At 69.5% G+C, this 23,684-nt stretch carries 21 protein-coding genes and 3 tRNA genes; 10 read left to right on the top strand and 14 right to left on the bottom strand.

The genetic code is table 11. The features are described from left to right. Window positions 1-8 precede the first annotated feature (8 nt). Entirely contained in the window at window positions 9-1,187 is a 1,179-nt protein-coding gene (locus F0P95_RS14480; RefSeq protein ID WP_182334813.1) for an HlyD/EmrA/EmrK family protein, read from the top strand. 11 nt (window positions 1,188-1,198) lie between these two features. Further along, complete coding sequence (locus tag F0P95_RS14475) at window positions 1,199-2,758, top strand: DHA2 family efflux MFS transporter permease subunit (RefSeq protein ID WP_182334812.1); 1,560 nt, start codon at window positions 1,199-1,201, stop codon at window positions 2,756-2,758. A 137-nt stretch (window positions 2,759-2,895) separates the two neighbouring features. Here F0P95_RS14475 and F0P95_RS14470 read toward each other — a convergent pair. From F0P95_RS14470 to F0P95_RS14460, 3 genes are all read right to left on the bottom strand, one after another. Then, window positions 2,896-2,980: transfer RNA gene (locus F0P95_RS14470), tRNA-Leu, on the bottom strand. Between the two features lie 278 nt (window positions 2,981-3,258). Then, window positions 3,259-3,343: transfer RNA gene (locus F0P95_RS14465), tRNA-Leu, on the bottom strand. A gap of 201 nt (window positions 3,344-3,544) precedes the next feature. Further along, window positions 3,545-3,629 (bottom strand) — tRNA-Leu (locus tag F0P95_RS14460). A 115-nt stretch (window positions 3,630-3,744) separates the two neighbouring features. Here F0P95_RS14460 and rnr point away from each other — a divergent pair. Beyond that, on the top strand, window positions 3,745-6,198 hold the full coding sequence (gene rnr / locus F0P95_RS14455; RefSeq protein ID WP_182334811.1) for a ribonuclease R: 2,454 nt from the start codon (window positions 3,745-3,747) through the stop codon (window positions 6,196-6,198). A 63-nt stretch (window positions 6,199-6,261) separates the two neighbouring features. On the opposite strand, the gene F0P95_RS14450 is transcribed toward rnr, so the two are convergent. After that, window positions 6,262-6,762, bottom strand: a complete 501-nt coding sequence (locus tag F0P95_RS14450) for an RcnB family protein (protein ID WP_182334810.1) — start codon at window positions 6,760-6,762, stop codon at window positions 6,262-6,264. A 218-nt stretch (window positions 6,763-6,980) separates the two neighbouring features. Between F0P95_RS14450 and rlmB the strand changes: the two genes are divergently transcribed. Continuing rightward, a complete protein-coding gene (gene rlmB, locus F0P95_RS14445; protein ID WP_054666779.1) occupies window positions 6,981-7,724 on the top strand; it encodes a 23S rRNA (guanosine(2251)-2'-O)-methyltransferase RlmB in 744 nt (247 codons plus the stop codon). Window positions 7,725-7,786: 62 nt separating this feature from the next. Here the strand turns inward: rlmB and phoU are convergent, their stop codons facing one another. The 6 genes from phoU to pstS (F0P95_RS14415) form a co-directional block, all read right to left on the bottom strand. Continuing rightward, the gene (gene phoU / locus F0P95_RS14440; protein WP_182334809.1) at window positions 7,787-8,497 is read right to left on the bottom strand and encodes a phosphate signaling complex protein PhoU; all 711 of its coding nucleotides are present in this window, start codon (window positions 8,495-8,497) and stop codon (window positions 7,787-7,789) included. Between the two features lie 193 nt (window positions 8,498-8,690). Next, the gene (pstB, locus tag F0P95_RS14435; RefSeq protein ID WP_054668727.1) at window positions 8,691-9,521 is read right to left on the bottom strand and encodes a phosphate ABC transporter ATP-binding protein PstB; all 831 of its coding nucleotides are present in this window, start codon (window positions 9,519-9,521) and stop codon (window positions 8,691-8,693) included. A 34-nt stretch (window positions 9,522-9,555) separates the two neighbouring features. Further along, window positions 9,556-10,428 carry a phosphate ABC transporter permease PstA gene (gene pstA, locus F0P95_RS14430; RefSeq protein ID WP_054666772.1) on the bottom strand — a complete coding sequence of 291 codons (873 nt, stop codon included), beginning with the start codon at window positions 10,426-10,428 and terminating at the stop codon, window positions 9,556-9,558. Next, on the bottom strand, window positions 10,428-11,396 hold the full coding sequence (gene pstC / locus F0P95_RS14425; protein WP_182334808.1) for a phosphate ABC transporter permease subunit PstC: 969 nt from the start codon (window positions 11,394-11,396) through the stop codon (window positions 10,428-10,430). The genes pstA and pstC overlap by 1 nt, the downstream gene beginning before the upstream one ends. Before the next feature lie 89 nt (window positions 11,397-11,485). Then, window positions 11,486-12,571, bottom strand: a complete 1,086-nt coding sequence (gene pstS / locus F0P95_RS14420; protein ID WP_182334807.1) for a phosphate ABC transporter substrate-binding protein PstS — start codon at window positions 12,569-12,571, stop codon at window positions 11,486-11,488. 181 nt (window positions 12,572-12,752) lie between these two features. Then, on the bottom strand, window positions 12,753-13,766 hold the full coding sequence (pstS, locus tag F0P95_RS14415; RefSeq protein ID WP_054666765.1) for a phosphate ABC transporter substrate-binding protein PstS: 1,014 nt from the start codon (window positions 13,764-13,766) through the stop codon (window positions 12,753-12,755). A gap of 257 nt (window positions 13,767-14,023) precedes the next feature. Here pstS (F0P95_RS14415) and F0P95_RS14410 point away from each other — a divergent pair, with 257 nt between their 5' ends. Continuing rightward, window positions 14,024-15,277 (top strand): porin, encoded by a 1,254-nt coding sequence (locus tag F0P95_RS14410; protein WP_182334806.1) that lies wholly within the window; start codon window positions 14,024-14,026, stop codon window positions 15,275-15,277. 132 nt (window positions 15,278-15,409) lie between these two features. On the opposite strand, the gene nth is transcribed toward F0P95_RS14410, so the two are convergent. From nth to F0P95_RS14395, 3 genes are all read right to left on the bottom strand, one after another. Further along, the gene (nth, locus tag F0P95_RS14405; RefSeq protein ID WP_182334805.1) at window positions 15,410-16,045 is read right to left on the bottom strand and encodes an endonuclease III; all 636 of its coding nucleotides are present in this window, start codon (window positions 16,043-16,045) and stop codon (window positions 15,410-15,412) included. Window positions 16,046-16,194: 149 nt separating this feature from the next. Beyond that, entirely contained in the window at window positions 16,195-16,545 is a 351-nt protein-coding gene (locus tag F0P95_RS14400; protein ID WP_182334804.1) for a hypothetical protein, read from the bottom strand. Window positions 16,546-16,556: 11 nt separating this feature from the next. Further along, the gene (locus F0P95_RS14395; RefSeq protein WP_182334803.1) at window positions 16,557-17,339 is read right to left on the bottom strand and encodes an enoyl-CoA hydratase/isomerase family protein; all 783 of its coding nucleotides are present in this window, start codon (window positions 17,337-17,339) and stop codon (window positions 16,557-16,559) included. A 166-nt stretch (window positions 17,340-17,505) separates the two neighbouring features. On the opposite strand from F0P95_RS14395, the gene F0P95_RS14390 reads away from it, so the two are divergent. From F0P95_RS14390 to F0P95_RS14380, 3 genes are all read left to right on the top strand, one after another. Then, window positions 17,506-18,204 carry an FKBP-type peptidyl-prolyl cis-trans isomerase N-terminal domain-containing protein gene (locus F0P95_RS14390; RefSeq protein WP_182334802.1) on the top strand — a complete coding sequence of 233 codons (699 nt, stop codon included), beginning with the start codon at window positions 17,506-17,508 and terminating at the stop codon, window positions 18,202-18,204. A gap of 203 nt (window positions 18,205-18,407) precedes the next feature. Then, entirely contained in the window at window positions 18,408-19,211 is an 804-nt protein-coding gene (locus F0P95_RS14385; protein ID WP_182334801.1) for a CoA pyrophosphatase, read from the top strand. Next, window positions 19,208-20,110 (top strand): sulfurtransferase, encoded by a 903-nt coding sequence (locus F0P95_RS14380; RefSeq protein ID WP_182334800.1) that lies wholly within the window; start codon window positions 19,208-19,210, stop codon window positions 20,108-20,110. Before F0P95_RS14385 ends, F0P95_RS14380 begins: the two co-directional genes overlap by 4 nt. A 40-nt stretch (window positions 20,111-20,150) precedes the next feature. Here F0P95_RS14380 and F0P95_RS14375 read toward each other — a convergent pair whose 3' ends face one another. After that, window positions 20,151-20,708: an N-acetylmuramoyl-L-alanine amidase gene (locus F0P95_RS14375; protein ID WP_182334799.1), complete on the bottom strand. Its 558-nt coding sequence runs from the start codon at window positions 20,706-20,708 to the stop codon at window positions 20,151-20,153. A gap of 50 nt (window positions 20,709-20,758) precedes the next feature. Between F0P95_RS14375 and F0P95_RS14370 the strand changes: the two genes are divergently transcribed. Continuing rightward, window positions 20,759-21,286, top strand: a complete 528-nt coding sequence (locus F0P95_RS14370; protein WP_182334798.1) for a hypothetical protein — start codon at window positions 20,759-20,761, stop codon at window positions 21,284-21,286. 125 nt (window positions 21,287-21,411) lie between these two features. After that, a complete protein-coding gene (gene rlmKL / locus F0P95_RS14365; protein ID WP_182334797.1) occupies window positions 21,412-23,553 on the top strand; it encodes a bifunctional 23S rRNA (guanine(2069)-N(7))-methyltransferase RlmK/23S rRNA (guanine(2445)-N(2))-methyltransferase RlmL in 2,142 nt (713 codons plus the stop codon). Window positions 23,554-23,684: the final 131 nt, after the last annotated feature.

The following is a 23,684-nucleotide window of genomic DNA, read 5'->3' as shown; positions in this document are numbered from 1 at the left end:
AACACCCCATGAGCCAGACCCACACTCCTGAAGCCCCCGTCGTTGGCAGCCGCCGTGGCCGGCTGCTGCGCGGACTGCTTGCCATCATCATCCTGCTGCTGGCGGCGTTCGCGCTGTGGTACTTCGCCTTCGGCCGCTGGTTCGAGGAAACCGACGACGCCTACGTGCAGGGCAACCAGGTGCAGATCACCCCGCAGGTGGCCGGCACCGTGGTCGCCATCGCCGCCGACGACGGCATGCGCGTCGAGCAGGGCCAGCTGCTGGTGCAGCTGGACCCGGCCGACACCGAGGTGGCGCTGCAGCAGGCCGAAGCCAATCTGGCCCGCACCGTGCGCCAGGTCCGTGGCCTGTACCGCACCGTGGAGGGCGCGCAGGCCGACCTGAACGCCCGCCAGGTCACCCTGCGGCGCGTGCGCGAGGACTTCGCCCGGCGCCGTGATCTGGCTGCCAGCGGCGCGATCTCCAACGAGGAACTGGCCCATGCCCGCGATGAGCTGGCCGCGGCCGAAGCCGCTGTGGCCGGTTCGCGCGAGACGGTGGAGCGCAGCCGCGCGCTGGTCGACGACACCGTGGTCGCCACCCAGCCTGACGTGAAGGCCGCCGCCGCGCAGCTGCGCCAGGCGTGGCTCAACAACGCCCGCGCCGGTATCGTCGCGCCGGTCGCCGGTTATGTCGCGCGACGCTCGGTGCAGGTCGGCCAGCGCGTGCAGCCGGGCACCGCGCTGATGGCGGTGGTGCCTGCCGAGCAGATGTGGGTGGATGCCAACTTCAAGGAAACCCAGTTGCGGCACATGCGCCTGGGCCAGGAAGTGGAGCTGCGCTCGGACCTGTACGGCGGCGACGTGAAGTACAAGGGCCGCATCACCAGCCTCGGGCTGGGGACCGGGTCGGCGTTCTCGCTGCTGCCGGCGCAGAACGCCAGCGGCAACTGGATCAAGATCGTGCAGCGCGTACCGGTGCGCATCGCCATCGATGCCAGGCAGCTGGCCGAGCATCCGCTGCGCATCGGCCTGTCGATGAAGGCCGAGGTGAGCCTGCGCGACCAGAAGGGCGAGGTGCTGCCGGCCACGCCGGCCAAGGGCAACGTGTTCGACACCGACGTCTACGCCAGGCAGCTGCATGATGCCGATGCGGCGATCGCGCGGATCATCCACGACAACCTGCCGCGCCAGGCCCAGGCCGGCTGAGGTCGCCACGCATGTCCGCTCAAGCTCCGGCCCTGCCGCAGCCGGCCGCCGGTTTCGCACCGCCCAGCGTGGCGCTGTGCACCATCGGCCTGGCGATGGCTTCGTTCATGCAGGTGCTCGACACCACCATCGCCAACGTCTCGTTGCCGACCATCGCCGGCAACCTCGGCGCCAGTTCGCAGCAGGCGACCTGGGTGATCACCTCGTTCGCGGTCAGCACCGCCATCGCGCTGCCGCTGACCGGCTGGCTCAGCCGCCGTTTCGGCGAGCGCAGGTTGTTCGTGTGGGCGACGCTGGCCTTCGTCATCACCTCGCTGCTGTGCGGCCTGGCCCAGAGCATGGGCATGCTGGTGCTGTCGCGTGCGCTGCAGGGGTTCGTCGCCGGTCCGATGTACCCGATCACGCAGTCGCTGCTGGTGTCGATCTACCCGCGCGAGAAACGCGGCCAGGCACTGGCGCTGCTGGCCATGATCACGGTGGTCGCGCCGATCTGCGGGCCGATCCTCGGTGGCTGGATCACCGACAACTACAGCTGGGAATGGATCTTCCTGATCAACGTGCCGCTGGGCATCTTCGCGGCGCTGGTGGTCGGCAGCCAGCTCAAGGGCCGGCCCGAGCACATCGACACGCCGAAGATGGACTACGTCGGCCTGGTCACCCTGGTGATCGGCGTCGGCGCGCTGCAGCTGGTGCTGGACCTGGGCAACGACGAGGACTGGTTCGCCTCGACCAAGATCGTGGTGCTGTCGTGCGTGGCGGTGGTCTCGCTGGCGGTGTTCCTGATCTGGGAACTGACCGACAAGGACCCCATCGTCGACCTGCGCCTGTTCCGCCACCGCAACTTCCGCGCCGGTACCCTGGCGATGGTGGTGGCGTACGCGGCGTTCTTCAGCGTGGCGCTGATGATGCCGCTGTGGCTGCAGCGCGACATGGGCTACACCGCGATCTGGGCGGGCCTGGCGACGGCGCCGATCGGCGTGCTGCCGGTGATCCTGGCGCCGCTGGTGGGCAAGTACGCGTCGCGCTACGACATGCGCATGCTCGCCTCCATCGCCTTCGTGTTCCTGTCGTTGACCAGCTTCATGCGCTCGGGCTTCAACCTGCAGGTCGACTTCCAGCACGTGGCCGGGGTGCAGCTGATCATGGGCGTGGGCGTGGCCCTGTTCTTCATGCCGGTGCTGCAGATCCTGCTGTCGGACCTGGACGGGCGCGAGATCGCCGCCGGCTCGGGCCTGGCCACCTTCCTGCGCACGCTGGGCGGCAGCTTCGCCGCGTCGCTGACCACCTGGCTGTGGGCACACCGCACCCAGCAGCACCATGCGCACCTGACCGAGCACGTCTCGGCGTATACGCCGGGCATGCAGGAGCAGGTGCTGGCGATGGGGCGTGGCGACCTGCAGCACGGCGCGGCGCTGTTGAACAGCATGATCGACCACCAGGCCTCGCAGATGGGCTTCAACGACATCTTCTACTTGCTGGGCTGGACCTTCCTGGCGATCATCGCGTTCCTGTGGCTGGCCAAGCCGCCGTTCGGCGCCGGTGCCGGCGCGGCCAGAGCCGGCGGCCATTGAGTCACCGCGATCCCCGCCGGCAAGGCGGGGATCGTCGTATCCGGGCAGGGTTGCTGGGCTGGACGCAACGCCGACGGAGTCGCAGCGGACCGCAGATACGAAAAAACCCGCTTTCGCGGGTTTGATCTGTTGAGTCGTGGTGCCCAGGAGAGGACTCGAACCTCCACGGTTTTACCCGCTAGTACCTGAAACTAGTGCGTCTACCAATTCCGCCACCTGGGCGACTCAGGGCGGCAATTGTGCCGATGGCCGGACGCGGTGTCAACGCTTCGTGCAGGCGTTCGCACGCAGGGTGCAGCCGATGGCGCAGGAAAGGACGCGTGCGATGCAGGGCGTGCGCGCCGAAGCGGAAGCGTGCACGGGCGCCGCCTGTCGATGGCCGCCCGAAGCGTCATGGAGTGGAGCGCGTGCAGCCGCTTTCCAGGGAATCGCACGCAACATGGCGCACGCGGCCGCAGATACGAAAAAACCCGCTTTCGCGGGTTTGATCTGTTGAGTCGTGGTGCCCAGGAGAGGACTCGAACCTCCACGGTTTTACCCGCTAGTACCTGAAACTAGTGCGTCTACCAATTCCGCCACCTGGGCGACTCAGGAGCGGAATTATGCAGGGCATTGGCAGGGGCGTCAACAACAAAATGCGGTGCGGGCCACGGCCTTCCGTCGCCCGCGCCACGGGCGGCATGCCTCGGTTCCGGTCCCCGGCGCAGGCCGCCGCGTGCGGCCCGGGCACGGGCCTGGCGCGGGCAACAAAAAACCCGCTTGCGCGGGTTTCTTCGTCTCGAATCGTGGTGCCCAGGAGAGGACTCGAACCTCCACGGTTTTACCCGCTAGTACCTGAAACTAGTGCGTCTACCAATTCCGCCACCTGGGCGATCCGAGCCGGTAATTCTGCTGACCGTGCCTAGGTTTGTCAACGTGTTTCGGGATGGCGGCGGCCGCGTGGCGTACGCACTTCATCCACGCCGCAGCGGGTACCATGGGGGCTGATGAAAAACAAAAAGACCCCCGGGGCCGGCAAGGCCCCCAAGTCCGCCCCCGGCGCAAAGCCGGGCACGCCCCGCAAGTCGGCCAAGCTGCCGCCGTGGATGCCGGAGAGCCTGGCCACGCCCGCCAAGGGCGGCCGCGGCAAATCCCGCGACAGCGCGCCACCGAAGAGTTTCGTGCGTGGCCGCTCGCGGCCGGCGCCGGCCGCTGTCCTCGACGACCCCTATGCCGCGCGCGAAGCCGAGCGCTACGCCCAGCCCATTGCCAGCCGCGAGGCGATCCTGCAGCTGCTGGACCGCTGCGACGGACCGCAGAACGCCGAGGAGATCGGCGCGCGGCTCGGCCTGACCGAACCGGAGCGCGCCGACGCGCTGGCCAAGCGCCTGGGTGCGATGGTGCGCGACGGGCAGCTGGTGCAGAACCGCCGCGGTGGCTTCGCCCCGGTGCTGGTCACCAACCTGATTCCCGGCGTGGTCATCGCCAACCCGGAAGGGTTCGGCTTCCTGCGCCCGGACGAGGGCGGCGACGACCTGTTCCTGCCGCCGTACGAGATGCGCAAGGTCATGCATGGCGACCGCGCGCTGGCCAATGTCACCGGCATCGACCGCCGCGGCCGCCGCGAAGGCAGCATCGCGCGCGTGCTCGAGCGTGGCGTCAACCGCCTGATCGGCAACTTCAGCGTGGAGCTGGGCATCAACTACGTGGTGCCCGACGACAAGCGCATCCAGCGCAGCATCCAGATCCCGGCCGACGCCACCGGCGGTGCGAAGGACGGCCAGCTGGTGGTGTGCGAACTGACCCAGGCGCCGGATACGCGGCGCCCGCCGATCGGCAGGGTCATTGCCGTGCTCGGCGACAAGCTGACCCCGTCGCTGGTGGTGGAAACCGCCATCCACGGCCACGACCTGCCGCATGAGTTCCCGCCGGAGGTGCTGGACGAGGCGACGGCGATCCCGATGACGGTGGACCCGACGATGATCGGCACCCGCGTGGACCTGCGCGCGCTGCCGCTGGTGACCATCGACGGCGAGGACGCCAAGGACTTCGACGACGCGGTGTTCTGCGAGCCGAACCGGGACGGCTTCCGGCTGGTGGTAGCCATCGCCGACGTCTCGCACTACGTGCGTCCGGGCACGCCGCTGGACGATGAGGCGCTCAGGCGCGCCACCTCGGTGTACTTCCCCGGCTACGTGGTGCCGATGCTGCCGGAGACGCTGTCCAACGGCATCTGCTCGCTGCGGCCGAAGGAAGACCGCATGTGCTTCGTCTGCGACATGCAGGTGGACCGCAAGGGCGAGGTGGTGCAGTCGCGCTTCTACGAGGCGGTGATGAACTCGCATGCGCGCCTGACCTACACCCAGGTGTGGAACGCGGTGGGCGAGGACGACGCCGACGCCAAGGCCTTCATCGGCCCGCTGCTGCCGCAGATCCAGAGCCTGCACCAGCTGTACCGCATCCTGGCCAAGGCGCGCGAACGCCGTGGCGCGATCGAGTTCGAGTCCTCGGAAGTGCGCTTCGTGCTGGACAACCGCGGCGAGGTCACCCAGGCCGGCATGCTGGTGCGCAACGACGCGCACAAGCTGATCGAGGAGTGCATGATCGCGGCCAACGTCGAGGCCGCGCGCTACCTGCTTGCGACCCACATCCCGGCGCCGTTCCGGGTGCACGAGCGGCCGCCGGAATCCAAGTTCGCCGACCTGCTGGAGTTCCTCAAGGAATTCAAGCTGAGCCTGCCGGCGTGGAGCAAGGTGCAGCCGGGCGACTACACCCGGCTGCTGAAGAAGGTACGCGAGCGCCCGGACGCGGCGCTGCTGGAGTCGGTGCTGCTGCGCAGCCAGTCGCTGGCGGTGTACTCGCCGGACAACAACGGCCACTTCGGCCTGGCGCTGGAGGCCTACGCGCACTTCACCTCGCCGATCCGGCGCTATCCGGACCTGCTGGTGCACCGTGCCATCAAGTACGCGCTCACCGGCGGCCCGCGCGACAAGTACACCTACACGCCGCGCGAGATGGCGGCGCTGGCGCTGCAGTGCTCCGAGCGCGAGCGCCGTGCCGACGAAGCCGAGCGCGAGGTGGACGAGCGGTTCCGCGCGGCCTGGATGGAGAAGCACGTCGGCGGCCAGTTCGATGGCGTCATCAGCGGCGTGACCAGCTTCGGGCTGTTCGTGGAGCTGGACGAATCCAAGGTCAACGGGCTGGTGCACGTCACCCAGCTGCCGCACGACTACTACCAGTTCGATCCGATGCGCAAGACGCTTACCGGCGACCGTCGCGGCAACCAGTTCCGGCTGGGCGACCGGGTGCGCATCCTGGTGCTCAAGGCCAGCATGGAGGACCGCAAGATCGACTTCCGCCTGGTCGAGCGGCTCGATGGCGACGCCAGCGCGGCGGACCAGGGCCTGCCACCGCTGCCGCCGCGCGGCAAGCCGGCCAAGCGCGCCAAGCAGAAGTACTGAGGCACGCAACGGCCGGTGCCCTGCACCGGCCGTCGCCGTCACGCTCGCGGGGCCGCGTGGCGCTCAGAAGAACAGGCCGTAGACGACCTGTTCCACCCGCCCGCTGCCCAGGTCCACCAACAGCGCGTCGTGGCCGTAGCGCACCCATTCGCAGCCGACCGGCGGTGTTTCCAGGTTGAACAGCCAGTAGTCGCCAAGCCGGTATTCGGGCGCGAAGAACGCATCCGGCAGCAGGTCGCCGAAGTACCAGGTGCGCTCCACCCAGCCGGGCGGCGGCAGGTAGGGGCCGATGCCATAACGGCGGTGGGCGCGGAAATTGTGGTTGAAGTGGTCACGGTCGATCCGCTCCGGGCGGCGGTCCCAGCCCAGCGGCGGGCTGACCGGGCGGTAGCCGCGGGGGCCGCGGAAGGCTTCCGGCGCGTGCTCGCGCCCGGCGACCGGTGGATGCCCGGTGCGCGGGTGTGGGTGCGCCGGGTCGTAGCCCTGGGCCGCGGCGGCCGCGGACAGCGTGCCCGCCAGCAGCACGGCCCAGGCCATGGGCGGAGCAATGCGTATGCCAGTCATGATCGCGCTCCTGTCGTGTCGATGGAGCCGGGCGGCAGTGCGGTCGGCAGGGTCGCCCCAGCGCCTTCACCCTGCGCGCCGCTGCGTTAGGCCTGGCGCAGGAACCCATTAACGCGGGTTAATTCCGGGCCGCCGGCGGGCGTCCGTTCAGCCGGCGCGGTACCGGCCGGGCCGATGCACTACCATTACGCGCCCAACTCCCCCTTCGCGCGGTCGCAATGAGCAAGCAGAACCAGTGGATCGTCGGCGTCAATGCCGTGGCTTCGTCGATCGAGAAGGACCCGGACAACGTCCGTGAGGTGCTGATCGAGGCCGGCAGCAAGAACGCGCGGCTGGTGGAGATCGAGGAGAATGCGCGGCGCAAGGGCATCGACGTGCGCCGCGTGGCCGCGCAGGCGCTGGGCGGCGTGGCCGGGCAGGTGCGCCACCAGGGCGTGGTCGCGCGCTACGCCGCGGCGAAGCTGTGGGGCGAGAACGAGCTGGAAGGGCTGGTCGAGGCCGCCGAGGGCAAGGCGCTGCTGCTGGTGCTGGACGAGGTGCAGGACCCGCACAACCTCGGCGCCTGCCTGCGCAGCGCCGCCGCCGCCGGCGTCACCGCGGTGGTGATTCCCAAGGACAAGAGCGCGCCGGTCAACGCCACCGTGCGCAAGACCAGCGCTGGCGCGGCCGACCGCATCCCGGTGGTGGCGGTGACCAACCTGGTGCGTTGCCTGAAGGACCTGCAGAAGCAGGGCGTGTGGCTGTACGGGCTGGCTGGCGAGGCGGAGCAGACCATCCACCAGCTGGACCTGCGCGGCAACGTGGCGCTGGTGATGGGCGGCGAGTCCGACGGCCTGCGCCGGCTGACCCGCGAGACCTGCGACGGCCTGGTGCGGATCCCGATGCCGGGCGACGTGGAAAGCCTCAACGTATCGGTGGCCACCGGCGTGGCGCTGTTCGAGGCGGTGCGCCAGCGGCTTTGAGCAGCGCCGGCAACTGACCGACGCCGCACGCGGAACGCCGGGCCTGGCCCGGCGTTCGCGTATCAGGTGTGATCCACCGAACTGGTCTCGTCGCGCTTCTCGCGCGGCGGCAGCGGCACGTCGCCGTGGACCAGGAACCATACGTTCTCGGCGATGTTGGTGGCGTGGTCGCCGATCCGCTCCAGGTTCTTGGCCATGAACAGCAGGTGCGTGCACGGGGTGATGTTGCGCGGGTCTTCCATCATGTAGGTGAGCAGCTCGCGGAACAGCGCGGTGTACTGCGCGTCCAGCCGGGCGTCGTCCTCGCGCAGCGCCTGGGCGGCCTCGGCGTCGTTGCCGCGATAGGCATCGAGCGCGCGCCGGACCTGCTGCGCGGCGAGCCGGCCCAGGGCGCGCAGGCCCTGGACCTGCGGCAGCGGCGGTACCGCGGCCAGCGCGATGGAGCGCTTGGCGACGTTGGCGGCGTAGTCGCCGATGCGCTCGATGTCGGCCGGGATGCGCAGCCCGGCGAGGATCTCGCGCAGGTCGCGCGCCATCGGGCCGCGCAGGGCCAGGCGCATCACGTCGTGGCTGATCTGCTGCTCCAGCGCGTCGATGGCCTCGTCGTTGGCGATGATGCGCCGCGCGGCGCTCTCGTCGCGGCGCTCGATCACGTCCAGCGCGGCCTCGAGCTGGGCGACGGACATCTCGCCCATGCGCACGATCTCGGCCACCAGGCGGTGCTGTTCTTCGTCGTAGCTTCTCACGATGTGGTCGTTGGGATGGGTGTTCATGGGCGTCTCTGGGCTATGACGGAAGCAGGAGTACGGAAGGTGGATTGTTCGAGGCGGATCGCCGCTGCCGCATCGTCAGCTGATTCGCGCCGGCCGTGGCGGCGACAGCGCCCGGGCGCGTGGCCGGTGGACTGCGCGGTGCGGCCTGGCGGTCGTGGCCGATGCCGGCGGGGCAGCGGCCAGGCGCGCGCCCTCAGCCGAATCTGCCGGTGATGTAGTCCTCGGTCTGCTGCCGGGACGGGTTGGAGAAGATCACGTCGGTGCGGTCGTGCTCGATCAGGTCGCCCAGGTACATGAAGGCGGTGTAGTCGGACACGCGCGCGGCCTGCTGCATGTTGTGGGTGACGATGGCGATGGTGTAGTCGTTCTTGAGTTCCTCGACCAGCTGCTCGATGCGGCTGGTGGAGATCGGGTCCAGCGCCGAGGTCGGCTCGTCCAGCAGCAGCACGTCGGGCTTGAGCGCCACCGCGCGGGCGATGCACAGGCGCTGCTGCTGGCCGCCGGACAGGCCCAGCGCGCTCTGGCCGAGCTTGTCCTTGACCTCGTCCCACAGCGCGCCCTGGCGCAGCGCGTGCTCGACGCGGTCGGCCATGTCGGCCTTGGACAGCTTCTCGTGGTGGCGGATGCCGTAGGCCACGTTCTCGAAGATGGTCATCGGGAACGGCACCGGCTTCTGGAACACCATGCCGACCTTGGAGCGCAGGCGGTTCATCGGGTATTTCGGCGAGAGGATGTTCTCGCCGTCCAGCAGCACCTCGCCGCGGGCTTCGAGCTTGGGGTACAGCGCGTAGATGCGGTTGAAGATGCGCAGCAGGGTGGACTTGCCGCAGCCGGACGGCCCGATCAGCGCGGTGACGCGCTTTTCCGGGATTTCCAGGTTGATGTTCTTCAACGCATGGAACTGGCCGTAGTAGAAGTCCAGGCCGCGCGCGGCGAGCTTGACCGGTGCCGGGGTCTGCAGGTCCTGGTGCGCGGAGGGCACGGCGATGCGCTGCATCGGCACGGCATTGGTGAGGTCGTTCATGGGCAGGTCCATGGAAGGAAGTCGGTCGTTCGGATCAGTCGTTCGAGATGCGGTTGCGCAGCAGCAGGCCGCGCGCGGACAGGCTGACCAGCAGCACGAACACGGTCAGCACCAGGGCGCCGGCCCAGGCCAGCACCTGCCACGATTCATAGGGGCTGCCGGCGAACTGGTTCATCACCACCGGCACCGAGGCCATCGGCTGGAACACGTTGCTGTTCCAGTACTGGTTGCCGAAGGCGGTGAACAGCAGCGGCGCGGTCTCGCCGCTGATTCTTGCCAGGGCGAGCAGGATGCCGGTGACGATGCCGGCCATGGCGCTGCGGTACAGCACCTGCACGATCACCTTCCACTGCGGCACGCCCAGCGCCAGCGCCGCCTCGCGCATCTGCACCGGCACCAGCCGCAGCATCTCGTCGGTGGTGCGGATGACCACCGGCAGCACGATGAAGGCCAGCGACAGCGCGCCGGCGAAGGCCGAGAAATTGCCGCCGGTCTGCATCACGTACAGGGTGTAGACGAACAGGCCCAGCACGATCGACGGCGCCGACAGCAGGATGTCGTTGACGAAGCGCACCACCGTGCCGGCCTTGCGCGCATTGCCGTACTCGGCCAGCCAGGTGCCGGCGGCCACGCCCAGCGGGGTGCCGATGGCGATGGCCAGAGCGCACATCACCGCACTGCCGAAGAAGGCGTTGAGCAGGCCGCCTTCCTGCATCGGTGGCGGCGTCATCCGGGTGAACAGGTCCAGGTTGATGCCCGGCAGGCCCTTGGACAGCAGGGTCCACAGGATCCAGCCCAGGAACAGCAGGCCGAACGCGGCGGTGGCACAGGCCATCAGCAGCGCCGCGCCATTGACGATGCGGCGGCGCAGGTACAGCGCGTCGCTGGTTTTCATGGCGGCGGACATCAGTTGCCCTCCTTGCGGGACAGGCGCAGCAGCATCAGGCGGGCGATGGCGAGCACCACGAAGGTGACGATGAACAGCACGAAGCCCAGCAGCAGCAACGCCGAGCGGTAGGTTTCGGTGGCTTCGCCGAAATCGTTGGCGATCAGTGCGGCGATGGTGGTGCCCGGCTCCAGCAGCGACGGCGTCAGGCGCACGCTGTTGCCGATCACGAAGGCCACGGCCATGGTCTCGCCGAGGGCGCGGCCGAGGCCGAGGAAGACGCCGCCGATCACCGCCGAGCGGGTGTAGGGCAGGACGATGTCCCAGCTCACTTCCCACTTGGTCGAGCCCAGCGCATAGGCCGATTCCTTCAGGCGGGTCGGCACGGTGAGGAACACCTCGCGCATCACCGAGGAGATGAAGGGGATCACCATGATCGCCAGCACGAAGCCGGCGGTGAGCATGCCGATGCCCAGCGGCGGGCCCTGGAACAGCACGCCGATCACCGGCAGTTCGCCCAGGTGGTCATTGAGGAACGGGGTGACGTACTCGGTCATCACCGGCACCAGCACGAACAGGCCCCACATGCCGTAGATGATCGAGGGAATGCCGGCCAGCAGCTCGATGGCGGTACCGACCGGGCCGCGCAGCCAGCGGGGGGCCACCTCGGTCAGGAAGAAGGCGATGCCGAAGCTGACCGGCACCGCGATCAGCATGGCGATGACGGCGGTGACGATGGTGCCGTAGATCGGCGCCAGCGCCCCGAACCGGTTTTCGACCGGGTTCCAGTCGGCGGTGTAGAAGAAGCTCAGCCCCTGTTCCTGCAGGGCGTGGCGTCCGCCCCACAGCATCGACAGCGCGGCGCAGGCCAGTGCGGTAAGCACCAGCACCACGGTGACGATCAGGAACCCGCGGAACAGGCGGTCGTTGCGGGCGTCGCGCTGGTCGCGCGTGCTGGGCAGTGCAAGGGACGATGCGGTGGCGTTCATGGCTGCGGCATGGCCTGTGGGGGAGGGTGGCGGGAGGTGGAGCGGAACGCCGCGCGCGGAGGGCGCGGCGTCCTTTCACGGGGTCCCGGTCACTTGAACTCGCTGGCCCAGTAGCCCTCGATCTGGGTCACCAGTTCGGCCGGCAGCGGCACGTAGTGCAGGTCGTTGGCTTGTTGCCGGCCGTTCTCGAACGCCCACTTGAAGAACGCCAGCGTGTCCTGGTTGCGCTTGGCATCCTTGGGCTGCTTGCGCATCAGCATGAAGTTGGTGGCGGTGATCGGCCAGGCGTTGGCGCCCGGGGCATTGGTGATGACCAGGTTGAAGTCCCTGGCACTGGCCCAGTCGGCGCTGGCGGCCGCGGCGGCGAAGGTCTCGGCGGTCGGCTGCACCCAGTTGCCGGCGGCGTTCTGCATCGACGCGTACGGCATGTTGTTCTGCAGCGCATAGGCCAGCTCGACGTAACCCAGCGAGCCCTTGATCTGCTGCACGTAGGAGGCGACGCCTTCGTTGCCCTTGCCGCCGACGCCGTCCGGCCACTGCACCGAGGTGCCTTCGCCGACCTTGTCCTTCCACTCGCCGCTGACCTTGGACAGGTAGTTGGAGAAGTTGAAGGTGGTGCCCGAGCCGTCGGAGCGGTGCACCAGGGTGATCTTGGTGGCGGGCAGGGCCACGCCGGGGTTGGCGGCGGCGATGGCCGCGTCGTTCCAGGTCTTGATCTTGCCCAGGAAGATGTCGGCCAGCAGCGCGCCGCTCAGGCGCAGCTGGCCCGGCTGCAGGCCTTCCAGGTTGACCACCGGGACCACGCCGCCGATCGCCGACGGGAACTGGCCCAGGCCGGCCTGCGCCAGCTCCTCGGAGGACAGCGGTTTGTCGGACGAGCCGAAATCCACGGTGCCGGCCTTGATCTGGGCGATGCCGCCGCCCGAGCCGATGGACTGGTAGTTGATCCTGGCGCCGGTGGCGGCGTTGTAATCGGCCGACCACTTGGAGACCAGCGGGAAGATGAACGAGGCGCCGGCGCCGGAGATCTCGGCGGCGACCTTGTCGCCGGCGGCCGGTGCCGCTGCCGTTGCGGCCGCCTGGCCGCTGCTGGTGTCGCTGTTGCCGCCGCAGGCCGACAGGCCCAGCGCGATGGCCAGGGAAAGGGCGGCAAGGCCGGTCGTGTGCAGTTTCATGCGGGGCTCCATGACGGGAGAAGTGCCGGCGGCGCCAGCGGATGCGGCTATGAAATGATGTTTTTGTTACAGGCTGATTACATGGCCCCGGGCAGCGGGCCGGCGCCCATAAAAAAGGCGCGGATCACTTGATCCGCGCCCGAGGCGACGAGGGAGAGGGACCCGCCGGCTCTTTGCCCGCTTACTTCAGGTTCTGCTGGTTCCAGTAGGTCTCGATCTGGCGCACCAGGGTGTCCGGCAGCGGAACGTAGTCCAGCGCCTTGGCCTGGTTCTTGCCGCTGCTGTAGACCCAGCGGAAGAAATCGGTGGTGTTCTTCAGGCTGCCCGGCTTGGAGCGCTTGCGCACCAGGATGAAGTTGGTGGCGGTGATCGGCCAGGCGTTGGCGCCCGGGGCGTTGGTGATCACCAGGTTGAAGTCGCGGGCATTGGCCCAGTCGGCGCTGGCGGCCGCGGCGGCGAAGCTGTCGTCGCTGGGCTGCACGAAGCGGCCGGCGGCGTTCTTCATCTGGGCGTAGGCCAGGCGGTTCTGCAGCGCGTAGGCCAGTTCGACATAGCCGACGCCGCCGCGGATCTGCTTGACGTAGGCGGCCACGCCTTCATTGCCCTTGCCGCCGATACCCACCGGCCACTGCACGGTGGTGCCTTCGCCGACCTGCTTCTTCCAGTCGGCGCTGACCTTGGACAGGTAGTTGGTGTAATTGAAGCTGGTGCCCGAGCCGTCCGAGCGGTGCACGACGGTGATCTTCAGGTCGGGCAGGGCCAGGCCGGAATTCAGTGCGACGATCGCCGGATCGTTCCACTTGCTGATCTTGCCCAGGAAGATGTTGGCCAGGGTCGGGCCATCCAGCTTCAGCGCGCCCGGCTGCAGGCCCGGCACGTTGGCCACCGGCACCACACCGCCGATCACCGACGGGAACTGCGCCAGGCCCGAGGACGCCAGGTCTTCGGACTTCAGCGGCGCATCGGACGAACCGAAGTCGACGGTGCCCGCCTTGATCTGGGCGATGCCGCCGCCCGAGCCGATGGACTGGTAGTTGACCTTGTTGCCGGTGGCGGTGGCGTAGTCGGCCGACCACTTGGACATCACCGGGAAGACGAACGACGCACCTGCGCCGGTGATATCGGCGGCCTGCGCGGCCAGGGCGAACGATGCAATGGCGGCGCCGGTGAGCAGGCGGAGTTTGAAGGAAGACATCGCGGTGTGGCTCCTGAGGGTAGTGGTGACCGGCGCTGGCCGGCAGACCGCTATTGCAGGGGCTGTCGATGAATCTTTTGCGACCCGGCGATGACGGTTCGATGACAGGCGTTACGCTTGGCGCTGTCGTGCCCGCGTCATCGCGTTGTCGCATTGCTGTCACATGGTTAACGGAATCTTCGCAAAACGCTTGCCCGGCGGTCGTGCTGGACGGGCGTCCACCTGAAGCCCTTCCACATCCCTTGGAGAGATCCCCGATGCGTTCCCATTCGCTCGCCCTGGCAGTCGCCGCCAGCCTCGGCCTGGCCTCGGCGCCGGCCCTTGCCGCCGGCCCCGCCGTGACTCCCGCGCAGATCGAGCAGTTGCAGGCGCAGATCGCCGCCCTGCAGGCGCAGGTGCAACAGCTGCAGAACCAGTCCGAATCGCTCCAGGCCCAGTCCGACGCGCAGTCGGAAGTGAACATCACCCAGGCGCAGGCGCTGGAATCGGCGCAGAAGACCCAGACCAACGTCGACAAGCTGGCCAAGCTGGTCAACGACAACAAGATCGGCGGCCGCATGTTCTTCGACGTCAGCAGCATCGACCAGAAGACCAACGGCAAGAAGACCGATGCCACCGGCACCGGCTTCGACGTCAAGCGCTTCTACCTGACCGTCGACCACAAGTTCAACGATATCTGGTCGGCCAACCTGACCACCGACTTCCAGTACAGCTCGGCCATCGGCAATACCGAACTGTTCATCAAGAACGCCTACGTGCAGGGCACGTTCGACCCGGCCTTCGTGCTGAAGGTCGGTGCGGCGGGCATGCCGTGGACCGGTTACGTCGAGAAGTACTACGGCATGCGCTACGTCGAGAACACCCTGACCGACCGCCTGAAGTACGCCAACTCGGCCGACTGGGGCGCGCATGCCAGCGGCGACCTCGGCAACGGCTTCAACTACGCCGTGGCGGTGGTCAACGGCGCCGGCTACAAGAACCCGAGCCGCAGCAAGGGCGTGGACGTGGAAGGCCGCCTGGCGTGGGAAATCACGCCGGAGCTCGCGGTCGCCGTCGGCGGCTACAGTGGCTACCTGGGCCAGGAGAAGCAGAACAACGGCGCCGAGAAGCGCTACAGCCGTGGCGACGTGATGGTCGCCTATGCCGGCCCGGTGTTCCGCCTGGGTGGCGAGTACTTCACCGCCAAGAACCTGGCGCAGGTGCAGCAGACGGCGGTGCCGGCGGTCAGCGACAAGGCCACGGGCTGGTCGCTGTGGAGCAGCGTGCGCCTGGCGCAGACCGCCAATGGCGATGTCAGCGTGTTCGGCCGCTACGACAACACCGACACCAGCAAGACGCTCAACCCGTTCCGCGAGGACAAGTACTGGAACATCGGTGTCGAGTACCCGGTGCTGAAGAGCTTCAAGCTGGCCGCGGTGTACAAGGACACCGACGCCACCGTGGGTTCGCTGGCCAGCCCGTCGCAGACCAAGACCAAGGAACTGGGCATCTGGGGCGACCTGAAGTTCTAAGCCCCGGCTCCGCGCTGCAGGCACACGACGGCGGGCTTCGGCCCGCCGTCTTCGTTTCCAGCAGCCGGCCCGCAGCATTGGACCGGCGTCATCGGGGTCGATGCCGCGCCCGCGGCTGGCCCTGCCGCCGCATCAGGCGACGGTCTTGTCCTTGTAATGGCACAGGTCGCGGATGACGCACTGCGGGCAATCCGGTTTGCGTGCTTTGCACACATAACGGCCATGCAGGATCAACCAATGATGCGCATCCTGCAGGAACTCCCCCGGAATCACCTTCAGCAGGCCATCCTCCACCGCGCGCACGTCCTTGCCCGGCGCCAGCCCGGTGCGGTTGGAGACACGGAAGATGTGGGTGTCCACCGCCATGGTCGGTTCGCCGAAGGCGGTGTTGAGCACCACGTTGGCGGTCTTGCGGCCGACCCCGGGCAGGGCTTCCAGCGCGGCGCGGTCGGCGGGCACTTCGCCGCCGTGCTTCTCGACCAGGATCGCGCAGGCGGCGATCACGTTCCTGGCCTTGGCGTTGAACAGGCCGATGGTGGAGATGTAGGGCTTCAGCCCGTCTTCGCCGAGGGCGAGGATGGCCTGCGCGGTATTGGCCACCGGGAACAGCCTGCGGGTCGCTTTGTTCACGCCGACGTCGGTGGCCTGCGCCGACAGCGTCACCGCCACCAGCAGTTCGAACGGCGTCTGGTACTCCAGCTCGGTGGTCGGGTGAGGATTCAGTTCGCGCAGGCGCGTGAACATCTCGCGTACTTCCGCGCCGTTCATGCGCCTGGCGCGGGACGCGCGCGCGACCGGCAGGCTGGATGCCGACCCGGGGCGTGGGCGCCTGGTCTTTGCCGCGGTCTCCGCACCGGCCCGGGCCGTGGCGCCCGCCTTGGCCCGGGCGCGGGGCGTCGCCGGCTTTGGCGGCGGGGTCATGGCTGCCTCGCCTTTGCCTGGGCACGGGCCAGGATGGCCGCCGCGGCCGGGGGCAGGGCGGGCTTGCGGTCCGGGGCCGGCGGCGGTGCGCGGCGTGCCTCGCGCTCGGCCGCGCGCCGCGCCAGGCGCACGGCGCGGGCGCGGTAACGGGCGCGTGCGGCCCAGGCCGTGCGCAGGCGCTGCTGGGCCTGCGCCAGCCGTTGCGGCAGGTCCGGGTGCCGCGGGTCCAGCAGCGCGTCGCCGGGCCGTGGCGCGTAGTCCATCAGGCCTGCGTCCAGCGCGGCGTCCAGGTCGTCGTCCAGCACGTACTGCAGCAGTTGCCGGGGGGATGCGGGAGGAGCGTGCATCACGGCGCGGGTCAGCAGTTGTGGAATTCCGGGGCGCGGCGTTCGAGGAAGGCGCCGGTGCCTTCGCGCATGTCCTGGGTGGAGAACATCAACCCGAACTGCGCGCTTTCGTACTCCAGCCCTTCCTCGATGCCGCATTCGCCGCCGACGTTGACCGCATCGAGCATGCCGCGCAGGGCCAGCGGCGCGGCCTTGGCCAGGTGCGTGGCGATCTTCAGGGTTTCCGCTTCCAGGTCGGCCGCGGCGACCACCCGGTTGACGATGCCCAGCTGCTGGGCGCGGGCGGCGTCGATCGGCGTGCCGAGCAGGCACAGTTCCAGGGTGGCGGCGCGCCCGGCCAGGCGCAGCAGGCGCTGGGTGCCACCGAAGCCGGGAATCAGGCCGAGGTTGATCTCCGGCTGGCCGAGCCTGGCGCTGTCGGCGGCGATGCGCAGGTGGCAGGCCATGGCCAGTTCCAGGCCGCCGCCCAGGGCAAACCCGTTCACCATCGCGATCACCGGCTTGGGCAGGCGCTCGATGCGCCGCATCAGGCGCTGGCCGAGCAGGGAGAAGTCGCGCCCCTGCACCGCGCTCAGGCCGTTCATCTCGGCGATGTCGGCTCCGGCCACGAAGGCCTTGGCGCCGGCGCCGGTCAGGATCACGACCCGGACGTCGCCGGCCGCGGCGGCCGCGGCGAATGCCGCGTCCAGCGCTTCCAGGGTCTGGCGGTTGAGCGCATTGAGCTTTTCCGGGCGCTGCACGGTAATGGTGCGCACGCCGTCGCGGGTGCTGATCGAAACCGGTGCCTCGGACATGCTGACTCCAGGAAAAAGTTAAGAAAAAGTGATTGGGGAACTCCAGCCGCGACCGTTGGTCAGAAGCCGTTGTCGTCAGTGGCGGTCCGCCGTTGTGACGGCTATCCTAACCCGTCGCCTCTAGCGGCATGGTTGCCCTGAGACATCTTTCCTGGAGAACTGTTTGATGAAGTTGCGTTCTATCGCGGTCGCCGTGGCCGCTCTGGCCGTCACCGGCACTGCAATCGCCCAGGACGTCTCGTCCGAGAAGGGCAAGCTGAGCTACTACTTCGGATACGACTACGGCAACAACCTGGCCGAGCTCACCGCGCGCGGCGAACAGCTGGACATCGCTTCGGTGGTGAAGGGCCTGCAGGACGCCTACGCGAAGAAGCAGCCGGCGATCACCGCCGAGCAGCTGAAGCCGGCCGTCGAAGCGTTCCAGAAGCGCGAGCAGGGCCGTGCCCAGGCCGCCAAGGCCGAATACGAGAAGGTGGCTGCGGAAAACAAGACCCGCAGCGACCAGTTCATGGCTGCCAACAAGGCCAAGGCCGGCGTGCAGACCCTGCCCAGCGGTGTCCAGTACCGCGTGATCGAGACCGGCAATGGCGCCAAGCCGACCCAGGCCAGCACGGTGCAGCTGCAGGTCGCCGGTCCGTTCGCCTACGGCCAGCGTCCGGAGAACGTGCAGGCGCATGACGTGCCGGCGCTGAAGCTCAGCGACGTCGAAATGCAGGCCATGCGCGAAGCGTTGCTGCAGATGCCGGCCGGCTCGAAGTGGGAGATTTCCCTGTCGCCGGACAAGGCCTTTGGTGCGGATCCGCGTACCGGCTTCCCGCCGAACGTGGCCGTCCAGTACGAAGTCAAGCTGGTCAGCGTCAAGTAATCGCTGTCCAGTAGCGGGAAAGACGAGTGCGCCGGCGGCCAGTACGCCGGCGCATTTTTCGTTGGGGCTTCCCGCCGGCGCCATGTTCGCCCTGTGTCCGCGCGCTGGCCGGTAGCGACCGGCGACGGGCGCGCGCCGCGCATGACCTTCCGCGGGACGCCCCATGCCCGCGTTCGCGCTAGGCTTGCCGGATGTCGCACTCGATGGATGCCATACGCCGTGTCATTTCCAGTCCCTGCATCGGAATCTGCTCGCTGGACCGGGCCGGCCGCTGTCGCGGCTGCCTGCGCACGCGCGAGGAGATCGGCGGCTGGATGGGCATGAGCGAACACCAGCGCCGGCAGCTGATGCAGGACGTGCTGCCGGCGCGCGCGCGCGACGCCGGTTCGCTGGCCGCGGCGTTGCCCGGGCACGAACGCCTGCTGCGCGCGTTGAACCCGCTCGCTGCCGCACCGACCGACAAGGGCTGGAACTACGGCGAACTGGCCGACCTGCTGCCGCCGGGGCCGCCGGCCGAGGCGGCGGTGCTGGCCGGGCTGGTGCCGCGGCCGCAGGGCGTGCAGGTGCTGCTGACCCGCCGTACCGAGACGCTGCGCAACCATGGCGGCCAGGTCGGCTTCCCCGGCGGGCGCATCGAACCCGGCGACCGCAACCCGGTGGCGGCGGCGCTGCGCGAGAGCGGCGAGGAGATCGCGCTGCCGTACGAGCGGGTGCAGGCGCTGGGCTACCTGGATCCGTTCGTCACCATTTCCAGCTTCCGGGTCACGCCGGTGGTGGCGGTGATCGACCCGGCGTTCGTGCCGGTACCGCAGCCGGCCGAAGTGGCCGAGGTGTTCGAGGTGCCGCTGGATTTCCTGATGGACCCGGCCAACCTGCGCCAGGTCGAGATCGACCATCGCGGGCGGGTCCGCCACGTGCTCGAGTACACCTGGCCGGGCCAGCGCATCTGGGGCGCCACCGCGGCCATCCTCTACAACCTGCGTCGCCGACTGGAGCAGACCCCATGAATGCCATCGACCCGCCGTGGACCACGCTGGTGGACGCCGCGTCGCTTGCCGCCGCCCTTGCCGCGGCAGCCCCGCGCCTGCTCGACGCGCGCGCCACCGCCAGCATCGCGCCGCGGCTGGTGGACGCGCGTTTCGCGCTGGCCGACCCGCAGTCCGGCGCCGCGCAGTACGCGGCCGGGCATCTGCCGGGTGCGGTGTACGCCGATCTCAACCGTGACCTGTCCGACCTGTCGCGGCAGGGCCATGGCCGGCATCCGCTGCCGGACAGCGATGCCTTCGCCGCCACCCTGGGGCGCTGGGGCATCGGCCCGGACACCCAGGTGGTGGTCTACGACGCCGGCGACGGCAGCATGGCCGCGGCGCGGCTGTGGTGGCTGCTGCGGCTGATCGGCCACCGCCGGGTCGCGGTGCTCGATGGCGGGCTGGCGGCCTGGCAGGCCGCCGCGCAGCCGGTGGTGGCCGATCCACCGCAGGTACAGGCGCTGCCGCCGTATCCGGGGCGTTTCGACCTGGCCCAGGTGGCCGATGCCGATGAAATCGCCGCGCGCCTGGGGCAGGCGCCCGGCTGGCTGATCGACGCGCGCGCTGGCGAGCGTTACCGCGGCGACGTCGAGCCGCTGGACCGTGTCGCCGGGCATGTGCCCGGTGCGTTGAACCGCCCGTTCGCGCTCAATCTGCGCGAGGGCCGGTTCCGCCCGGCGGCGGAGCTGCGCGCCGAACTGCAGCCGCTGCTGGGCGCGCACGCGCCGGGCGAGGCCGTGGTGATGTGCGGTTCCGGGGTCACCGCCTGCCACCTGCTGTTGGCCTTCGAAGTCGCCGGCCTGGGTGGCGTGCGGGTGTTCGCCGACTCCTGGAGCGGCTGGTCGTCCGATCCGGCGCGCCCGGTCGAGCGCTCCTAGCGGCGCGCGACGGCGCTGCGGCGAACCCCAGTGCGCGCGCCTACATGCGCTGCAGGGGTACCGCCGCCAGCACCTCGTCCCACGGGAAGCGCGGGCCGGGGTCGCGCTTGCGCGGCACCCGCAGCGACGGATCGTCGCTGGCCGCCACCTGCTCAGTGTCCAGGTCCTCGTGGCCGGCGATCCAGCGCAGCGCCGGCAGGCGCTGCGGCAGCCAGCGCAGCAGCGCCACCAGGGCGTCGACCTGCGCCTGCGGATACGGCTCGCGCATCGCCTGGTGGCGCGAATCCAGCCAATGCGGATAGCGGCCGCTGTTGACCAGTTCGATGCCGAGCGCGCGCGGATTGATGCCACGCACGTGGTGGGCGCTGCGTTCCGGCGCGATGTACTGGTGGATGCTGCCGTCGCGGTCGATGTAGTAATGGCCGCTGTTGCCGGTGCCGCTGTCGTACAGCACGCGTTCGCCGTACTGGCGCGCCATGGCCAGGTCCGGCAGCTCGGTGCAGTGGATCACCACCAGGTCGACCGCCGCTGCTTCGCGCAGCGCCAGCAGCGGCTCGTAGGGCAGGGGATCGATGTGGATCGCGGGCATGGCGTGCATCGACCGATGCTAGCATTGCCGCCCCGTTCCGCTTCGTCCTACGGTGCCCCATGAGCCGCGGCCACTGCATTCTTTCCCACGGTTTCGAGAGCGGTCCCGACGCGACCAAGGTCACCGCGCTGGCCGAGGTGGCGCAGCGCCTGGGCTGGAGCCACGAGCGCCCCGACTACACCGATCTCGATGCCCGCCGCGAGGTCAGCGAAGTGGGCGATGTGCCCGCGCGCCTGCAGCGCCTGGTCCGCCTGGCCGCCGATGCCGCCCGCCGTGGCCCGGTGGTGCTGGCCGGGTCCAGCCTTGGCGCCTACGTCTCGGCCATCGCCTCGCTGCAGGTACCGGTGCGGGGGCTGTTCCTGATGGTGCCGCCGACCCGGATGGGGCCGATGCCGGCGCTGGATGCCGCGGCGGTACCGACCAGCGTGGTGCATGCCTGGGGCGATGAACTGATCCCGCCGGCCGCAGTGATCGCCTGGGCGCAGGCCCGCGCCGCGCGGCTGCTGCTGGTCGATGACGGGCACCGCCTGGAGAACCACGTGCAGGCGGCCGCGCACGAGTTCGAGGCCCTGCTGCAGCGGGTCTAGGCAGTGCCCGGGCGCGTGGCCGGGCCGGCCCGCCGGCGTCGGCCCGGCGCCTGTCCGGGGCAGGCGGGCAATGCCCCGTACAATACGCGCCCCGGCGCCGCCGCCGTTCCTGTGATCGTTCCCCCGTGAAATTCTTCGTTTCCTGCGCCAAGGGCCTGGAGTACCTCCTGGCCGATGAACTGCTGGCGCTCGGTCTGCCCAGGGCCACCGCCACCATCGCCGGGGTCAATGCCGAAGGGGAACAGCGCGACGCCCAGCGCGTAGTGCTGTGGTCGCGCCTGGCCAGCCGCGTGCTGTGGCCGCTGGCCGAGTTCGATTGCCCGGACGAGGCCGCGCTGTACCAGGGCGTGCTGGCGATGCCGTGGGAAGCGCATCTCGATGCCGAGCTGACCCTGGCGGTGGACGCGCATGTTTCCGGTACCGCCATCACCCACGCGCGCTTCGCCGCGCAGCGGATCAAGGACGCGGTGGTGGACCGCCTGCGCGGGGAAGGGCTTGAGCGGCCGTCGGTGAACGTCGAGCTGCCGGACGTGCGCATCAACCTGTCGCTGCGCAAGGGCCGCGCCACGATCTCCATCGACCTCGGCGGCGGTTCGCTGCACCGGCGCGGCTGGCGCCTGGCGCAGAACGATGCGCCGCTCAAGGAGAACCTCGCCGCGGCGGTGCTGCTGCGCGCCGGCTGGCCGAAGATCCATGCCGAAGGCGGCGGCCTGCTCGACCCGATGTGCGGTGGTGGCACGCTGCTGATCGAAGGCGCGCTGATGGCCGCCGACGTCGCGCCCGGGCTGCAGCGCCATGGCAGCCTGCCGCCGAGCCGCTGGCGCGGTTTCGACCAGGTGCAGTGGCGCGAGCTGATGGCCGAGGCGCGCGAGCGCGAACGCATCGGCCGCGCCGCGCTCAGGCAGGTCATCCATGGCAGCGACCTGGATCCGCAGGCGATCCGCGCGGCCAGGCAGAACGCCGAGGAAGCCGGTGTCGGCGAGGCGATCTGGTTCGGCGTGCGCGACGTGGCCGACCTGCAGGTGCCGCCGCAGGAGAACGGCTGCGTGGTCTGCAACCCGCCCTATGACGAACGCCTGGCCGCCGACGCCGCGCTGTACCGGCGCCTGGGCGATGCGCTCAAGCGCACGGTGCCGCAGTGGCGCGCCAGCCTGCTGTGCGGCAATGCCGAGCTGGCCTTCGCCACCGGCCTGCGCGCGCGCAGGACCTACCAGCTGTTCAACGGTGCCATCGAGTGCACGCTGATCGTCTGCGACCCCATCGCGGTGGCCGGGCGCGCGGACGACGGCCAGCCGCGCGAGCTCAGCGAGGGCGCGCAGATGGTGGCCAACCGCCTGCGCAAGAACCTGAAGAAGTTCAAGAGCTGGCGCGCGCGCGAGAACGTGAGCTGCTTCCGTGCCTACGACGCCGACCTGCCGGAGTACGCGGCGGCGATCGACGTCTACCAGGAGGACGGCGGCAAGCGCCGCACCTTCCTGCACGTGCAGGAGTACGCGGCACCGGCGGCGATTCCGGATGCCGATGTGCGCCGCCGCCGCAACGAGCTGCTGGCCGCCGCGCGCGAGGTGTTCGAGGTGCCGCCCGAGCAGGTGGCGTTGAAGTCGCGCGAGCGCGGCAAGGGCGGCAGCAAGTACGGCCGCTTCGAACAGCGCGGCGAGTTCATCCTGGTGCGCGAGAACGACGCGCTGCTGCGGGTGAATCTGTTCGACTACCTGGATACCGGCCTGTTCCTCGACCACCGCCCGCTGCGCCGGCACATGGCCGAGCAGGCGCGCGGCAAGCGTTTCCTCAACCTGTTCTGCTACACCGGCGTGGCGAGCGTGGAAGCGGCGGTGGCCGGTGCGGCCTCGACCACCAGCGTCGACCTGTCCGGTACCTACCTGCAGTGGTGCGCCGACAACCTGGCCCTGAACGGCATGGGCGGCAGCCGCCACCAGCTGGTGCAGGCCGATGCGGTCAAGTGGCTGGAGGCCGAGCAGGGCCGCTACGACGTGATCTTCTGCGACCCGCCGACCTTCTCCAACTCCGCGCGCGCCGAGGACTTCGACGTGCAGCGCGAACAGCTGCGCCTGCTGCGCGCGGCGGTGGCGCGGCTGGCGCCGGGCGGCGTGCTGTATTTCTCCAACAACTTCCGCCGCTTCAAGCTGGAAGAGAACGCGATCGCCGGGTTCGCGCGCTGCCGCGAGATCAGTGCCAGGACCATCGGCCCGGATTTCGAACGCAACGCGCGCATCCACCGCGCGTGGGAGCTGCAGCGGCTCGAGTAAACGCTCCGCGATGACGCGCGCGCAACGCACCCGCTGCGCGCGCCTGTCATCTACGGGAAACGCGGTGCGCCGATCATGCGCGTCCCGGGTCGGCGCCGCCGGCCCGTTTCCCGCATACCGGAGTGCCCCGT

This window comes from Stenotrophomonas acidaminiphila, from assembly GCF_014109845.1.
GTDB lineage: Bacteria > Pseudomonadota > Gammaproteobacteria > Xanthomonadales > Xanthomonadaceae > Stenotrophomonas > Stenotrophomonas acidaminiphila.
This window is presented reverse-complemented; position numbering and strand designations above follow the sequence as displayed.

Excerpts from the sequence above, each read along its gene's own strand:
- F0P95_RS14400 (WP_182334804.1), bottom strand. The coding sequence starts at position 16,545 with ATGCACGCTCCTCCCGCATCCCCCCGGCAACTGCTGCAGTACGTGCTG.
- F0P95_RS14370 (WP_182334798.1), top strand. The coding sequence starts at position 20,759 with ATGAGCCGCGGCCACTGCATTCTTTCCCACGGTTTCGAGAGCGGTCCC.
- F0P95_RS14450 (WP_182334810.1), bottom strand. The coding sequence starts at position 6,762 with ATGACTGGCATACGCATTGCTCCGCCCATGGCCTGGGCCGTGCTGCTG.
- pstB (WP_054668727.1), bottom strand. The coding sequence starts at position 9,521 with ATGAACGACCTCACCAATGCCGTGCCGATGCAGCGCATCGCCGTGCCC.
- pstS (WP_182334807.1), bottom strand. The coding sequence starts at position 12,571 with ATGAAACTGCACACGACCGGCCTTGCCGCCCTTTCCCTGGCCATCGCG.
- nth (WP_182334805.1), bottom strand. The coding sequence starts at position 16,045 with ATGAACGGCGCGGAAGTACGCGAGATGTTCACGCGCCTGCGCGAACTG.
- F0P95_RS14480 (WP_182334813.1), top strand. The coding sequence starts at position 9 with ATGAGCCAGACCCACACTCCTGAAGCCCCCGTCGTTGGCAGCCGCCGT.
- rlmB (WP_054666779.1), top strand. The coding sequence starts at position 6,981 with ATGAGCAAGCAGAACCAGTGGATCGTCGGCGTCAATGCCGTGGCTTCG.
- pstA (WP_054666772.1), bottom strand. The coding sequence starts at position 10,428 with ATGTCCGCCGCCATGAAAACCAGCGACGCGCTGTACCTGCGCCGCCGC.
- F0P95_RS14380 (WP_182334800.1), top strand. The coding sequence starts at position 19,208 with ATGAATGCCATCGACCCGCCGTGGACCACGCTGGTGGACGCCGCGTCG.
- pstS (WP_054666765.1), bottom strand. The coding sequence starts at position 13,766 with ATGTCTTCCTTCAAACTCCGCCTGCTCACCGGCGCCGCCATTGCATCG.
- F0P95_RS14375 (WP_182334799.1), bottom strand. The coding sequence starts at position 20,708 with ATGCACGCCATGCCCGCGATCCACATCGATCCCCTGCCCTACGAGCCG.
- F0P95_RS14475 (WP_182334812.1), top strand. The coding sequence starts at position 1,199 with ATGTCCGCTCAAGCTCCGGCCCTGCCGCAGCCGGCCGCCGGTTTCGCA.
- F0P95_RS14395 (WP_182334803.1), bottom strand. The coding sequence starts at position 17,339 with ATGTCCGAGGCACCGGTTTCGATCAGCACCCGCGACGGCGTGCGCACC.
- F0P95_RS14385 (WP_182334801.1), top strand. The coding sequence starts at position 18,408 with ATGGATGCCATACGCCGTGTCATTTCCAGTCCCTGCATCGGAATCTGC.
- phoU (WP_182334809.1), bottom strand. The coding sequence starts at position 8,497 with ATGAACACCCATCCCAACGACCACATCGTGAGAAGCTACGACGAAGAA.
- rnr (WP_182334811.1), top strand. The coding sequence starts at position 3,745 with ATGAAAAACAAAAAGACCCCCGGGGCCGGCAAGGCCCCCAAGTCCGCC.
- F0P95_RS14390 (WP_182334802.1), top strand. The coding sequence starts at position 17,506 with ATGAAGTTGCGTTCTATCGCGGTCGCCGTGGCCGCTCTGGCCGTCACC.
- pstC (WP_182334808.1), bottom strand. The coding sequence starts at position 11,396 with ATGAACGCCACCGCATCGTCCCTTGCACTGCCCAGCACGCGCGACCAG.
- F0P95_RS14410 (WP_182334806.1), top strand. The coding sequence starts at position 14,024 with ATGCGTTCCCATTCGCTCGCCCTGGCAGTCGCCGCCAGCCTCGGCCTG.